Raw genomic sequence first — 14,632 nt, 5'->3', positions numbered from 1 at the left:
GTGGCGGCGCTCGCGGATCACGGGCTCGACGCAGATCTCGATGAGGCCGTCGCGATCGACAGAGCGCGCGCACCACTCGCAGGAGTCGGCGTCGACGCGGCGCTGATGATCCACGAGGAAGGGAGATCCGAGGACGAGGCGCGCGCGTACGTCGAGCGCTTCGGGCTCCGCACCCCGGCTCAGGCTGCCCACGCCGTCCGCTTCATCACCGACCCGCTGTGGCGCGCCTACGCGATCACGTATTCGGCGGGAAAACGTCTCTGCGAGGCGTACATCGGAGACGACCCCGTGAGGTTGCGTCGGCTGCTCACCGAGCAGGTGCGCGTCGCCGCCCTGCTCGCTGTTCAGACCTAGAACGTTTGCGGCGCGCGAGCCGAGCCAGGCGGCGACAATGCTCCCGGGACGCGACAATCGTTCGAACCGCGCTGACCAATCGCAAACATTTCCGCCGAACCTCGGTCATACTGTTCAGCCGCCACCCACTTTTCAGGGGGTTCGGAATCTGTTCCTCGAAAGGAGCACAATGAGTAGAGCATTACGATTCACGCTTGCGCTTTCCGCTGTGGCGCTCTTCGCCACAGCCGCCGCGTTCGCCGCAACGAGTCGAACACACGCGAGCGATACGTTTGTCTTTGGTACCGAGGGCGACCCCGTACTCGTCGATGGGGCACTCGTCTCGGACGGACCTTCGCTCCGAGCGGTCAACCAGATGTTCGAGGGGCTCGTCGGGCTCAAGGCCGGTACGACGAAGGTCGTTCCGTCGCTCGCGACGAGTTGGACGACATCGAAGAACGGCCTGGCCTGGACGTTCAAGCTCCGCCAGGGCGTGAAGTTCCACGACGGAACGAAAATGGATGCCAAGTCCGTCTGTTTCAACTTCAGTCGAAACTACAAGCTGCCCGGCTACCTCCAGGGCGAGTCGACGAACTACTACTGGGTCACCGTGTTTGGCGGGTACGCGAAGCCTGCGACGGGGAACCCGGGTCCCGACAAGAGCCTGTACCGTGGGTGCAAGGTCGTGAACGCGTCGACCGCCCGCATCATCCTCACGCGACCCTCATCCTCGTTCCTCGCTGCCCTCGCGCTGCCGTCGTTCGCGATCGCGAGCCCGGCAGCTCTTGTCAAGTACAAGGCGGATGCAGGCAGTGTCGGGTCGGACGGTTCGTTCAGGCCAACCGGCACGTTCGGCACTTCGAATCCCGTCGGGACAGGGCCGTTCAAGTTCGAATCGTGGCGCATCGGCGACAAGCTGGTCATGGTTCGGAACGACAGCTACTGGGGCACGAAGGCGAAGCTCAAGAAGCTGATCTTCCGGCCAATCACCGACTCGACGGCGCGCCTTCAGGCGCTCCAGTCGGGTGAGCTCGACGGGGCGAACCTCCTCGCCCCGCAGGACGTTCCGTCGGTCTCGAACAGCTCCAGCCTGAAGGTGCTCAGCCGACCCGCGTTCAACATCGGGTACGTCGGCATGAACCAGAAGCAAGGCCCGCTCAGCAACATCAAGGTGCGCCAGGCTGTGGCCTACGGGCTCGACAAGAAGGCTGTAGTCGGAGCGTTCTACGGTGGCCGCGGTCAGGTCGCGAACCAGTTCATGCCGCCCCTCGTCGAGGGGTACGCGAAGAAGGGCGTGCCGGACTACTCGTACAACCCGGCCAAGGCGAAAGCGCTCCTCCAGGAAGCGGGACTCACACTGCCCGTGACCCTCGAGTTCTGGTATCCGACGGACCGGCCCCGTGGCTACATGCCGGATCCGCCGCGCAACTTCCAGGCGTTCGCAGCCAGCCTCGAGAAGTCGGGATTCAAGATCGTGCCCAAGCCGGGACCGTGGCGCGGCGGGTACCTGTCGGGCGTTCAGTCCGGGAAGGCTGCTCTCTACCTCCTCGGTTGGACAGGTGACTTCGGCGATCCGGCGAACTTCCTGAACGTGCACTTCGGGGCCGCCGGCGACCTGTTCGGCTTCAACAACCCGGCGCTGTTCAAGGCGCTTCAGGTGGCGGACGCGGAGCCGAACCTGGACAAGCGGACGAAGCTCTACCAGGCCGCGAGCATCCAGGTGATGAAGTTCCTCCCGATGGTGCCGTACGCGAATGCAAGCCCTGCGCTTGGATTCAAGAAGAACGTCAAGGGATACGTTCCGAGCCCCGTCGAAGTCGAGCTCTTCACTCCGGTCTCGATCGGATAACGGCGGTAACCGGCGGACGACGAGTATGGCACGCTTCGTCGTCCGCCGGTTGCTCCTTCTCGTACCAATCCTCCTCGGACTGTCGATCCTGCTTTTCGTCTGGGTGCGCGCCCTCCCGGGCAGCACCGCGCAGGCTCTTCTCGGTGAGCGAGCGACGCCCGAGGCGATCGATCGCTTCAACCGTCAGTACGGACTCGACCGGCCGATCACGACGCAGTACTGGGCATACCTGAAGACGACCGTGCGCGGCGATCTGGGCACGAGCGTCGCAAGCCGACGGCCGGTGACGACCGAGATCCGGGAACGGTTCCCCGCGACGGTGGAGCTCGCGTTCGCTGCGATGATCTTTGCTCTCGTGATCGGGCTCCCCCTCGGCTTCTTCGCGGCCAAGCGATACGGGGAGTTCTTCGACCACTCGAGCCTTTTCTTATCCTTGATCGGGGTCTCGATCCCGGTCTTCTTCCTGGCAATCATCCTGAAATACGTCTTCTCGGTGCGTCTTGGCTGGTTACCCAGCATCGGCCGTCAGGATGTCCTGATCGACGCCCAGCATCCGACCGGCTTCTACGTCCTCGACGGGATCATCACAGGCAACTGGAACGCGGCCTGGGACGCCTCGAGACACCTCCTCCTGCCTGCCATTGCGCTCGGCTCGATCCCGCTCGCGATCATCGCTCGCGTGACGCGCGCTTCCACGCTCGACGTCCAGAACGAGGACTACGTGCGAACCGCAAAGGCAAAGGGGCTCGCCCCGAGCGCCATCGACCGTCGACACGTCCTGCGGAACGCGCTGCTTCCGGTGACCACGATCATCGGACTGCAGGTCGGCATCCTGCTCGGTGGCGCAGTGCTCACCGAAACGGTATTTGCGATCCCTGGGATGGGCTCGTGGCTGAAGGAAGCGATCTTCAACCAGGACTACCCGGCGCTCCAGGGGGGGATCCTGTTTCTCGCGTTCGTCTTCGTTCTCGTCAATCTGCTCGTCGACATCAGCTACGGGCTGATCAACCCGCAGATCAGGGTGAGCTAGTGCGCCGTCCGGGGAATAGGGTGCTGCTCGGGCGAGCGAAAGCCGAGCAGCGCGAGAACGCAGGGAGCTCCCATACCGGGTTGTACGGGTGCGACCGAGGACGATGCGATGCGAAGCGTTTGCAGCCGGCCGAGCAGTGCCGTCTTCCCGGGACGGCGCACTGATGTCGCTCGCCGAAGTGCACGAGGTCGAGATTCTCGACGAGCGGCTGCCGAGTGGTCTCTGGCGTGAGGTCTGGCGACGCTTGCGCCGCAATCCGGGCGCGATCATCGGCGCGACGTTCGTCGCGGGCTTCGTGATCGTGGCGATCTTCGCGCCATTCCTTGCGCCGTATCCTCCCAACGAGCAGAACCTGTCGCTCCTCGCCAACGGATGCTGCCCCGGCCCCTCGTGGTCTCATCCGATGGGCGTCGACGAGCTCGGGCGGGACGAACTCTCGCGCGTCATGTACGGAGCCCGCTATTCGCTCGTGATCGGCGTCGTTGCCGTGACAGTGGGCCTCTCGCTCGGCATGCTCCTGGGTGCGATTGCCGGCGGTTTCGCGGGTCTCACGGATTCCGTCGCGATGCGCGGAATGGACATCATGCTTGCCATCCCCGGGTTCCTACTGGCCCTCGGAATCGTGTCCCTGATGGGTCCGGGTCTCTTCCCCGTGATGATCGCCGTTGGCATCGCGAATGTCCCGATCTTCGCGCGGCTTTTCCGAGGAACCATCCTCGGTCAGCGCGACAGTGACTATGCGTTAGCTGCGCGTTCGGTCGGTGTGCGGCGGCGCCAGATCCTGACCGGGCACATCATCCCGAACTCCATCTCGCCGGTCATCGTGGCAGGGACGTTGGCGATGGCGACGGCGATTATCGACGTGGCGGGCCTCGGCTTTCTCGGGCTCGGCCCCCAGGATCCCGCAACACCCGAGTGGGGCACGATGCTCACCAACGCAAACCTGTACGTCTCCACGGCCCCGTTTCTCGCCTTGTTCCCGGGCCTTGCGATCGTGATCATCGTCCTCGGTTTCAATTTGATCGGCGACGGACTTCGCGAGGCGCTCGACCCGAAGCTGCGCGGCCGTGTCTAGACCTCTCCTCAGTGTCGACGGACTGAAGGTCGAATTCTGGACCGATCGCGGCACGATCCACGCGGTCAACGGCGTCTCGTTCGAGATCTCCGCAGGTGAAACCCTCGGAATCGTGGGGGAGTCCGGTTGCGGCAAAAGCGTCACATCCCTTGCACTCCTCGGGATCCTGCCGCGCGCAGGACGGGTGGTGGGCGGGGAAGCAACCTTCGAGGGGCGCAATCTGTTCGAGCTTTCCGACCGAGAGATGCGCCGGATCCGCGGAAAGGACATCGCGATGATCTTCCAGGACCCGATGTCGAGCCTCAACCCGGTGCTTACGATTGGTAGGCAGATGCGTGAGGTCATCCAGGAGCACTTCGACCTCGATCGCAAGGCGGCGAACAGCCGGGCGACTGATCTCCTGGATCAGGTCGGCATTCCCAGCGCGAAAGAACGCCTGAAGGACTATCCGCACCAGTTCTCAGGTGGGATGCGCCAACGGGTGATGATCGCCATGGCACTCGCCTGCGAACCGAAGCTCCTGATTGCCGACGAGCCGACGACTGCGCTCGACGTCACGATTCAGGCACAGATCCTCGACCTGCTGAGAACGCTCGTCCGTGACCAGGGTACCGCGCTGATCATGATCACACACGACCTAGGCGTCGTCGCCGGCATGTGCGAGCGTGTGAACGTAATGTACGCAGGGACGTTCGTCGAGTCAGGCGGTGCCGACCCGATCTTCGCCCGCCCGCGTCACCCCTACACCCTTGGGCTGCTTCAGAGCGTCCCGCGACTCGACGTCGGACGACTTCAGGCGTTGCGGCCCATCGCAGGGCAGCCACGCAACATGCTGAGCCCTCCATCCTCATGCCCCTTCGCTGCGCGGTGCACGTATCGCATCGAGCGCTGTTCCTCCGAGCTTCCGGTGCTCGAAGAGATGGAGGATCAGCATGACGCGGCGTGCTTTCATCCGCCGGACGCGAACACGTGGCACGACTCGCGGCTGAGAGCCTCGGCGTGACGGGGGCGAACGGTGGGCCGCTCGTCGAGCTCGATGACGTTCGCGTGTGGTTTCCGCTGACGAGTGGCATCCTGCTCGATCGCCACGTCGGCGATGTCAAGGCCGTCGACGGTGTTTCGTTCTCGATCAACCGCGGTGAGACGCTCGGGCTCGTGGGTGAGTCCGGGTGCGGTAAATCGACGCTCGGTCGCGTGATTCTGCGGCTCTACGAGCCGACGTCGGGGCGGATCACGTTCGACGGCGTCGACATCACGACAATGTCGGACAACGAGCTCCGACCGATTCGCCGCCGAATGCAGATGGTCTTCCAGGATCCGTATTCCTCGCTCAATCCCAGACACTCGATTGGACGAATCGTGGGAGAACCGCTCCGCACCCACAACGTCTCGAGCGGGAAGGAAGTCGGGAGACGCGTACAGGAGCTCCTCGACGTCGTCGGGCTGCCCGGCGATGCCGCCGACCGCTACCCCCATGAGTTCTCGGGAGGCCAACGACAGCGGATCGGGCTCGCCCGAGCACTCGCTGTGAACCCTCAGTTCCTCGTCTGCGACGAGCCCGTCTCGGCACTGGACGTGTCGATTCAGGCGCAGATCGTGAATCTGCTGGAGGAGCTGCAGGACAAGCTCGATCTCACGTTCCTGTTCATCGCCCATGATCTCGCGGTCGTCCGGCACATCTCGGATCGCATCGTCGTCATGTATCTGGGAAAGGTCGTCGAGGTCGCACCGGCCGACGGTCTCTACGACAATCCCCTGCATCCGTATACGATCACGCTGCTCTCGGCGATCCCGATCCCGGATCCTGTCGTCGAGCGCACGCGGCGCCCAATCCGCGTGCAAGGCGACCTTCCGAGCCCGGCGAACCCGCCGAGCGGCTGCCGGTTCCACACGCGCTGCCCGTTCGCGCAAGAGACGAGGTGCGCCGAGGATGAGCCGCTGCTCCGAGAGGTCGACGACCACGTCGTCGCCTGCCACTTCGTCGAGGAGATCAAGGCCGGGCGCATCACCCCGCGCGAGCGTGAGGCGACGTTCGAAGCGGGCATCCCTCAGCCCGTGTTCGAGCCGCCGCCCGACTGAGGCTCCTCGACTGCGCGCAAGGAGGGATTTCACAGATCCGCCACGCCACCGCACCACTGGATCTCGCAGAGCAGTTCAGCAAACTGCTCACGTGGCGGGTGCGTCGTACCCGCCGCTCCGCGCAGTACTAGGCAGACGTACGAGTCTCGGCGAACCAGGCGTCTGCAATGCTCGCGACATGCCGGTGGTCGGTGCCGCAGCAACCGCCAAGCACGGCCAGATCCGGTAGCCGCGCGCCGAGCTCGAGGTAGCGTCGGGCGAGATCGGCAGGATCCCCGTCGTCGAGCTTCTCCGCGTTGTCGAGCTCGGCGTGACTCATCGTCGACGCGTTCGCGCGGATCCCGCGGACGCGGTGCCACGGCCCTGGGGCGTCCAGCACGGCGAGGAAGTGCGTCGGGTGCGCGCAGTTGATCATGAAGTAGGCCGCTACCCCGTCTGTCTCTCGGTCGACCTGGTCGATCGCCTCCGCCAGAGACTGCCCGGTCGGCAACCGACCGTCCGTCTCGACGGTGAACGAGATAACCACAGGCATGCCGACGGCGGTCGCCGCCCGGACGATCCCGATCGCCTCTTCGACGTAGGTGACTGTGAGCCCCGTGATGAGATCGGCAGCCGTTTCGGCGAGGATTCCAACCTGCCACGCGTGGAATGCCTGCGATTGATCCGTCGTGAGATAGCTCTCCGGGTTGTACGCGTCGCCTTCCGGCCCGAGTGGGGCACTGATCACAACTGGCCGTCCGGGTTCCTCTTGGCGTTCCCGGATCTCCTCCGCGAACGCGACGCAGCGGCGGTTCGCCTCGGCGAGGTCTTCGAGGGAATAGCCGAGCTGGGCACCCCACGACGGATTCGCGCGCCAGGTGTTTGCCTCGAGCACGAACCCTGTGCCGTGACTTCTGGCGGTTTCGAAGTACGGCGCGAAGTACCGCCGCATCGCTTCTCGGCCATCCTCGCGCTCGAGCAGCGGGAACGTGGCGAAGCACGGTAGGTCAATGTCGTCGAGAAAGATCAGCGTCGTCTCCATGCCGCCGTCGGTCAGCAGCATGTCCCCCTCAAGTTGCGGCAGCGAGTTCCGGTAGCCCATCTCGCGGGATGGTAGGACACCGAGGGTGTGTCTGCAACCATCCGGCCCGTCGTACACTCGCACCATGCGTGAGCACGATCTCGAGTTGCTCGAGCTCCCGGCCATGCTGGCCCGGCTCGGTGCTGCCACCGCGAGCGAGCCCGGCGCGGCGCTTGTGGCGGCTCTTCGCCCATCACCGGATGCGGACGTCGTGCGGCTGCGACAGCAGCAGACGAGCGAGGCGATCTCGCTGATCGAGGATTCGCTCGAACCCGATCTCGGCGGCGCCACCGATGTGAGCGAGGTCGCAGAACTGGCGGGGCGGGGCAGTGCGCTCGACACGCGCACGCTGATGCACGTCGGGCGCACGATCCAGGCCGGCGTGACGGCGCGCAGGGCGCTCGCAGACAGGGTGGGCATCCCGGCGCTGATGGACATCGTGGCCGGGATCGACACGTCGCTGCTTTCTATCGCCGACGAGATCGGACGTGCGGTCGAGGAGGATGGATCTGACCTGCGAGATTCGGCATCGCCCGAGCTGCGCCGGCTGCGCCGCCTGCTGCGAGAGGGTCGTGGCAAGCTGGCCGAGCGGCTCCGCAAGATCGCGCGCGACCCCGATCTCGCCGAGTACCTCCAGGACGACTTCGTCACGGAGCGTGGCGGGCGTCCGGTACTCGCGCTCCGCGCGTCGGCCCGTGGGCGTGTGCCCGGCATCGTCCACGACTCGTCCGGCTCGGGGCAGACGCTTTTCGTCGAGCCATTCGCGGCTGTCGACGACTCGAACCGGCTTCGCGAGGCCGAGATCGCCGAACGCGAAGAGGTGACGAGGATCCTTCGCAATCTCTCGTCACTCGTCGGAGCACAGGCACGTGCTCTCGCCGACCTCGTCGCGGCGACCGCACGCCTCGATCTCGCGCTCGCCTGCGGGAGCGTCTCGCGCAGCTGGCGCGGCGCGGTCGTCACGGCAGGCCCGGGAGTCGTTCTGCGGGGCGCGCGCCATCCTCTGCTCGACCAGGAGGCTGCTATCCCGATCGACCTCGAGCTCGGAGACCTCCGCGCGCTCGTGATTAGCGGCCCGAACACCGGCGGCAAGACAGTCGCGCTGAAGACGCTCGGACTAGCGGCCGTCCTCCACCAGTGCGGGCTGCGGCCGCCCGCGACCGAGGCTGCGCTCCCGATCTTCGACGCGATTCTCGCGGACATCGGCGACGAGCAGTCGATCGTGATGAGCTTGTCGACGTTCTCGGCGCACGTCCGGAACCTCGTCGGCATTCTCGAGAACGCGACGAGATCGTCTCTCGTCCTGCTCGACGAGATCGCCGCAGGAACCGATCCCGTCGAAGGAGCGGCTCTTGCCGAGGCGCTGCTCGGCGCGCTCGCGGCGCAGGCGCGACTGACCGTGACGACGAGTCACTACGCTGAGCTGAAGGAGTGGGCGAGCGCGACCGACGGCGCAGCGAACGCAGCGACCGGACTCGACCCCGAGACCCATGAACCGCTCTACACCGTTGCGCTAGGTCGGCCGGGCACGTCGCACGCTCTGCAGACCGCCGAGCGACTCGGCCTCGACAGCGCAATCGTTGCCGCAGCCCGGGGGCGCGTCGCTCCCGAGCGGCTCCAGGTGGCCGAGCTCGTCGCAGAGGCCGAGGCAGCCGCGCGAGAGGCGCAAGGGGAACTCACCGCCGCTGCCGCCGAGCGAGACGAGGCCGGGGCCGCGCGCGCGAAGGCGCAGCGCGCCGCCGAAGCGCTCCAGGGCGAGATCGAGCAGGTGCGTTCATCGGCCGCGGCAGAGCGCCAGAGAGCCCTGGCGCACGCGGAGGCGGAACTCACGGACGTGCGGACCGAACTCGAGGAGTTGCGCGCCGAGATCCGCGCGGCGCGCAAGCTCGAACGCGAGCGCGGTCGGGCGACGACTCCTGCGGCTCAGACGAAGGAGGCCGAGCGCGACCGCAAGCTCGGAGCGGCCGCCGACCGTGCTGCTCGCGCATCACGGTCACTGTCGAGGCTCGACGAGCCACTAGCCCTTACCGCCCCTCTCGCCGTCGGCGATCCCGTGGTCGCCGCCGATCTCGGCGTTCGCGGCACGATCGCCGAGATCGTCGGAGACGGGGCGACCGTTCTTGGTCGTGGCGGTCTCCGCGTCCGGGTTCCGGTTCACCGTCTCCTTCCCGACCGCCACGCCGAGCTAACCGGAGACCCGGCCGGTCCGGCTGTGACCGTGCGGGCCATGATCCAGAACGACCTACCCGACGAGATCGACCTCCGCGGACGCACTGCACAGGAGGCACGGGAGGCGGTGCGCGACCTGATCGACCAAGCCGCGCTTGCGGGACGCGCGGAAATTCGGGTGATCCACGGCCGCGGCACCGGAGCTGTGCGGAAGGCCGTGCGCGACGAGCTCGCAAAGCACCCGCTCGTCGACGAGCAGGTCTCGGACTCGGCCGATGGGGCAACCGTCGTGCGCCTCGGCGGCCCACCGACTTCGGCGTAGAGCCCGACCGCCCGGGCGGGATTCCCCCGGGCTGGCTCTACTCGGCTGAGAGGTGTGCCCGCCGGAATCTGCAGCGTGATGCAGCCGATTCCGACCCCCGCCGCACGTCGGGCGAGGTGCGTGTCACGGCGAAATCGAAACGGTCTGCCCGTGCTCGCAGCACGAGCGCAGGTCCGTCGCTTGGAAGCGCGCGGGAGAGAGCACGAGCGAGGCCGCGATACGCTCTTCCGTCGCGGCGTCCCCTCCTGCACGTATCCTCATGGGTTGGTGTCTGCCCCTGAACTCATCCTCCCCGAGCCTTCCCTGGAGTCGGCAACGCTCGAGATCCTGTGGCAGCAGGATGTCGGTGCGACCGTTGTCGTCCGCGGCACCGACGGGTCGCTTTCGGCCGGATTGCTCGACGTGGGCATCCCAGCTGTCTCGGATCTGGCCGAGCTAGGGCACGGCGCAACGGCACGGCGCGTCGGCCTCTCGGAGCTCATCGATCTCGCTGCCGAGCCTCCCGCCGGGATCGACCTGGGCGGCACGGCACAGGCGACCTTCGCGGTGATCCACCTCGCGTCGCGCTCGGTGAGGGAGGGACTGCTCCATCCGCAGCTCCAGCACGGCGGACGCACATGGCTCGCGTACTGGGGTGCCACCATCGACGAGTCGGTGCAGCAGACGCTCGACGCCATAGCCGCCGCACTACCCCCCGTGTGCGCCGACGCTTTCGAGGGAGACAGCAACGCGTTCGTGCACGACCTCTACGCCTGCGCCGTAGACCAGATCGCCCGAGACCGGCTCGCTGTCACGGGCATCCGACTCGGCAACCGGCTGATGCGAACGCGCCCGAGCGCACCCGAGGTCTTCCTCGACGGACTCACCTCATCGGATCCCGAGCTGCCGCTCCACGCCGGTCTCGGGGCTCTCGAGCGGCGGCTCACCGACTGGGTCGACCGCGGTCTCGAGCGACGCTCGAGTGCCCCGTGGCTCCTGAGCCTGCGACTGGACGAGCGCGACGAGCCTGCGGAGAGCGGGAGCACCCCGCTCGTGCTCGAGTTGTGGCTCCAGGCCGCAGACGACCCAACGCTGTCCCTCCCGACGTCGCTCCTCTACGACGGCGGCGACGCGGTGTTCGGGTTCCTACGCTCGGCCGACCCGCGAATCGCGGTGCACCGCCAGCTCGGACTGATCGAGCCCGTCCTTGGCGCCGGCGGCCTCGCGTTCGACGCGATCACCCCGACGGCCATCGAGCTGAGCGACGATGACGTGCGGTTCGTCCTGCGTACTGCGATTCCCCAGCTCGAGGAGATAGGCGTGCCCGTCTTGCTGCCGCGGAACTGGGTCACGTCGGCCAGCAAGCTGCGGGTCAATCTGACCGCCACGAGCCTGTCCAACCGCTCGAGCGGGCTCCTCGGGACGGACTCGCTCGCGCAATTCGACTGGAAGCTCGCGATCGGCGAGACGACGCTCACCGAGGAGGAGCTCATCGAGCTCGCAGCCGCAAAGGAGCCGCTGATCCGGATCCAGGGACGCTGGCACGCACTGCGTCGGTCGGAAGTCGAGCGTGCTCTGAAGTTCCTGGATCGACGGCGGGTGGGCTCCGTCGTCGATCTCGTGCGGGCCGTCTCCGGAATCGAGGTCGAGGACGCCGGGCTCGAACTCGGTGAGGTCACGCTCGACGACGGCCTCGGCGCGCTCCTTGCCGGCGGAGACGAGCGGAGCTTCGAGCCGCTGGCCACGCCCTCGACGATGACGCTTCCCCTCTTCCCGTTCCAGGAGCGAGGTCATGGCTGGCTGCGGCTTCTCGGCGACCTCGGGATCGGCGCAATTCTGGCGGACGACATGGGTCTCGGCAAGACGGTGCAGGCGATCGCGATGCTGACGTCCGAGCGGGAGCAGTTCGGGGCCGAGGCGTTCGGCCCCACGCTCGTTGTCTGCCCGATGAGCGTTACGCGGCAGTGGGCGCGGGAGATCGAGCGGTTCGCCCCCATGCTGCGCGTCCATGTCCATCACGGTGGAGAGCGGCTGACCGGTGAGGAGCTCCTGCAGGTCGCACGCGCGAGCGACGTCGTGATCACGTCCTACGACATCGCGACCCGCGACATCGACATCCTCGCGGCCGTTGCCTGGGACCGGCTGATCCTCGACGAGGCCCAGGATGTGAAGAACCCCGCGACGAAGCGTGCCCGCGCACTGCGTCGGCTAAATGCGCGCCGCATGCTCGCGATGACAGGGACGCCAATCGAGAATCGTCTCGACGAGCTGTGGGCGATCATGGACATCGTCAACCCCGGCCTGCTCGGCTCACGCGAGCGCTTCCAGCGGACGTTCGCGCGGCCGATCGAGGCCCACAGCGACAGCCGCGCGCTCGAGCGGCTGCGGTCGATGGTGCGGCCGTTCATCCTGCGCCGTGCCAAGGACAGCCCCGAGGTCGAGCTCGAGCTCCCCGAGATCACCGTCACCAAGGAGTACTGCCGGCTGACGCTCGAGCAGGCGAGCCTCTATCGCGCGACCGTCGACCGCTGGATGCCACGGATCGAGGAGCACGAGCGCAGCTTCGGCCGGCGTGGCGCTGTACTCGCGATGCTGAGCCAGCTCAAGCAGGTCTGCAACCACCCCGAGATGCTGCTCGCGACCGGTCGTCCCCTCGAAGGCCGCTCCGGGAAGCTCGAGCGGCTGGTCGAGCTGCTCGAGGCGATGCCGGCCGACGACAAGGCCCTCGTCTTCACGCAGTACCCGGGGTTCGACCGGCTCGTACCCCACCTGCATCAGCGCCTCGACCGCGAGATCGGCTTCTTCCACGGCGGATTGTCGGCCCGGGTGCGCGACGAGCTCGTCGCGTCGTTCTCGGATCCGACAGGGCCTTCGGTGCTCGTGATCTCGATCCGGGCGGGCGGCCGCGGGCTCAACCTCCCAGCAGCAAACCACGTGTTCCACTTCGACCGGTGGTGGAATCCGGCGGTCGAGCAGCAGGCGACCGATCGCGCGTATCGCTTTGGACAGCACAAGGACGTCTTCGTGCACAGCCTCATCTGCACGGCAACGCTCGAGGAGCGCATCGATGAGCTGCTCGACTCGAAGCGCGAGCTCGCTGAGAAGGTCGTGGCTGGGCGTGCCGACGACTGGCTTGGCGAGCTCGACCTCGATGCGATCCGAGCTGCAGTGGCGCTTTCTCCCTCGGCGATCGAGGAGGCGGCGTGACGACCCTGAACGACGGCCGCCCGGTCTTCGTCGAGACGGGCGCCGAGCGGATCGGGAGCGGCCCTTGGGCGCGATGGCTCGCGACCGCGGTCGTGCCGGACGAGAGCTCTCCGCGGGCCGAGCGGGGTCGAGTGCTCGCCCGCACAGGGCATGTGCACAGCGTCTCGATCGCGAGAGCGGAGATCACCGGGCGGGTCATCGGGTCATCGGGCGGCGAGTACACGGTAGGGCTTGCCGCAGATGCCGTGGCTCCTCGTGTGTGGGCCGCGATCGTCGGGTCGCCGCGCGCCCGCGCCCTGTTCGAGCCGGCCGCCGCGGGCCGCGAACAGTCCCTTCAGCTCGCCCATGTGATGAGCGTCGACTGGGATGAGCCTCTGGTTCCGCTCGGGAAGGCGATCCGGCGGTCCTGTACCTGCCCGGATCACGATCGCGTCGGCACCTGCAAGCACATCGCGGCACTCGCGTACGTGATCGCGGACGCGATCGACGGGGATCCGGCGGTGCTCCTCGAGTGGCGCGGCTGCACGATGCAGGAGGCAGCAGCGGAAGAGCCCGGCCCGCGCGCGCGGCCAACCGCGGACGCGTGGAGCGCCGGACGACTCCCCTCGATCGGTGCGCCCCGCCCCCTTCCCGTCGGCTCGGTCCTGAAGCGCCTCGGTGCCAGCGGCCTCGTCGTCGACGGTGTCGAGCTCAGGGACGCGCTCGAGCCGGCGTACGCCGCGTTCGCCTCCAACACGGGCTCGACCGGATCCGCCTGAGCAACGATGGAGGGCGCCGAAGCGCCCCCCATCGTTCTCCGGCTCCGACCGGGCTACGCGAGAGCGAGCACAGCCGGCATCGCACCCGAGGACGAACTGTCCGTCGGCAGAGCTGCGCCGGGTGGCGGCCCGAAGCCCATCCCGCCGCCGCCCGGCCGGCCGTGCCCATCGTGACCGCCGGGGCCGTGGCCCTGTCCACCGGCGCCGAAGCCCGGGAACGTGGAGTCGGCGATCTTCGCTTTCATCGCCGTGGCCTGAGCCTCGGTGATCTTGGCGTCCTTGAGCGCCTTGTCCACTCGAGCGGTCGCCTGCGCCTTTGCTGCCGAGCTGAACGCGGCGTTCAGCTTCGCCGTCGTCGTGCCGAGCTCCTTCGCAACACCCTCAGCCGTTGCGAACCGCATTGCCGGCGCGGTGCCCTCTACCAGAGCGTCGTTCAGGATCTCGCCCTCATCTGCGGTGATCGTGTCCGCCGCCAACTGGGCCGCGATGTTCGCCTTCGCGGCTGCCTTCACCGCGGCCCTGAGCTTCGCCGAGGTCGTATCGAGGTTCTTCGCGACCGCGGTCTCGAAGCTTGTCCTGGCCGAGATCCGGGCAGCGGCCTGCGTGAGGTCCTTGCCGCCGCTTCCGTTTGCTGCGATCGCCGATCCGACGCCCACCATCAGGGCGAGCACCGCGATCGATGCGAACAGCATGCGTACCTTCGTGCGTCTCATGATGCGTTCTCCTTTCAGGAGATGTCGAGGTATGCACATGGAAGCGCCGCCCCCTGGG

At 67.1% G+C, this 14,632-nt stretch carries 10 protein-coding genes and 1 pseudogene; 9 read left to right on the top strand and 2 right to left on the bottom strand.

Going from position 1 to position 14,632, the window contains the following annotated elements:
- From ABIR74_RS04910 to ABIR74_RS04885, 6 genes and pseudogenes are all read left to right on the top strand, one after another.
- Positions 1-354, top strand: a pseudogene (locus tag ABIR74_RS04910) (hypothetical protein); the annotation flags it as partial.
- Positions 355-523: 169 nt separating this feature from the next.
- Positions 524-2,182, top strand: coding sequence for an ABC transporter substrate-binding protein (locus ABIR74_RS04905; protein WP_348175527.1), 1,659 nt, complete (start codon positions 524-526; stop codon positions 2,180-2,182).
- A 25-nt stretch (positions 2,183-2,207) separates the two neighbouring features.
- Positions 2,208-3,212: an ABC transporter permease gene (locus ABIR74_RS04900; protein WP_348175525.1), complete on the top strand. Its 1,005-nt coding sequence runs from the start codon at positions 2,208-2,210 to the stop codon at positions 3,210-3,212.
- A gap of 163 nt (positions 3,213-3,375) precedes the next feature.
- Positions 3,376-4,287, top strand: a complete 912-nt coding sequence (locus ABIR74_RS04895) for an ABC transporter permease (RefSeq protein ID WP_348175524.1) — start codon at positions 3,376-3,378, stop codon at positions 4,285-4,287.
- Complete coding sequence (locus tag ABIR74_RS04890) at positions 4,280-5,290, top strand: ABC transporter ATP-binding protein (protein WP_348175522.1); 1,011 nt, start codon at positions 4,280-4,282, stop codon at positions 5,288-5,290. The genes ABIR74_RS04895 and ABIR74_RS04890 overlap by 8 nt, the downstream gene beginning before the upstream one ends.
- Positions 5,291-5,334: 44 nt before the next feature.
- Positions 5,335-6,366 (top strand): oligopeptide/dipeptide ABC transporter ATP-binding protein, encoded by a 1,032-nt coding sequence (locus tag ABIR74_RS04885; RefSeq protein ID WP_348175530.1) that lies wholly within the window; start codon positions 5,335-5,337, stop codon positions 6,364-6,366.
- Between the two features lie 127 nt (positions 6,367-6,493).
- Here ABIR74_RS04885 and ABIR74_RS04880 read toward each other — a convergent pair whose 3' ends face one another.
- Positions 6,494-7,447: a homocysteine S-methyltransferase family protein gene (locus ABIR74_RS04880; protein ID WP_348175520.1), complete on the bottom strand. Its 954-nt coding sequence runs from the start codon at positions 7,445-7,447 to the stop codon at positions 6,494-6,496.
- Between the two features lie 64 nt (positions 7,448-7,511).
- On the opposite strand from ABIR74_RS04880, the gene ABIR74_RS04875 reads away from it, so the two are divergent.
- The 3 genes from ABIR74_RS04875 to ABIR74_RS04865 all read left to right on the top strand — a co-directional run bounded on the left by ABIR74_RS04875 (position 7,512) and on the right by ABIR74_RS04865 (position 13,861).
- Positions 7,512-9,917, top strand: a complete 2,406-nt coding sequence (locus tag ABIR74_RS04875) for a Smr/MutS family protein (RefSeq protein WP_348175518.1) — start codon at positions 7,512-7,514, stop codon at positions 9,915-9,917.
- Between the two features lie 267 nt (positions 9,918-10,184).
- Positions 10,185-13,103: a DEAD/DEAH box helicase gene (locus tag ABIR74_RS04870; protein ID WP_348175517.1), complete on the top strand. Its 2,919-nt coding sequence runs from the start codon at positions 10,185-10,187 to the stop codon at positions 13,101-13,103.
- Complete coding sequence (locus tag ABIR74_RS04865) at positions 13,100-13,861, top strand: SWIM zinc finger family protein (protein ID WP_348175515.1); 762 nt, start codon at positions 13,100-13,102, stop codon at positions 13,859-13,861. The genes ABIR74_RS04870 and ABIR74_RS04865 overlap by 4 nt, the downstream gene beginning before the upstream one ends.
- Positions 13,862-13,914: 53 nt before the next feature.
- On the opposite strand, the gene ABIR74_RS04860 is transcribed toward ABIR74_RS04865, so the two are convergent.
- The gene (locus tag ABIR74_RS04860; protein WP_348175514.1) at positions 13,915-14,574 is read right to left on the bottom strand and encodes a hypothetical protein; all 660 of its coding nucleotides are present in this window, start codon (positions 14,572-14,574) and stop codon (positions 13,915-13,917) included.
- Positions 14,575-14,632: the final 58 nt, after the last annotated feature.

Origin of the sequence: Gaiella sp. (assembly GCF_039915195.1) — a bacterium.
Classification (GTDB): domain Bacteria; phylum Actinomycetota; class Thermoleophilia; order Gaiellales; family Gaiellaceae; genus Gaiella.
Note: the sequence above shows the minus strand (reverse complement) of the source record. Positions and strands in the feature narration are given on the sequence as shown.

Coding starts and splice junctions, on each gene's coding strand:
- ABIR74_RS04900 (WP_348175525.1), top strand. CDS start 2,208: ATGGCACGCTTCGTCGTCCGCCGGTTGCTCCTTCTCGTACCAATCCTC.
- ABIR74_RS04905 (WP_348175527.1), top strand. CDS start 524: ATGAGTAGAGCATTACGATTCACGCTTGCGCTTTCCGCTGTGGCGCTC.
- ABIR74_RS04880 (WP_348175520.1), bottom strand. CDS start 7,447: ATGGGCTACCGGAACTCGCTGCCGCAACTTGAGGGGGACATGCTGCTG.
- ABIR74_RS04875 (WP_348175518.1), top strand. CDS start 7,512: ATGCGTGAGCACGATCTCGAGTTGCTCGAGCTCCCGGCCATGCTGGCC.
- ABIR74_RS04860 (WP_348175514.1), bottom strand. CDS start 14,574: ATGAGACGCACGAAGGTACGCATGCTGTTCGCATCGATCGCGGTGCTC.
- ABIR74_RS04895 (WP_348175524.1), top strand. CDS start 3,376: ATGTCGCTCGCCGAAGTGCACGAGGTCGAGATTCTCGACGAGCGGCTG.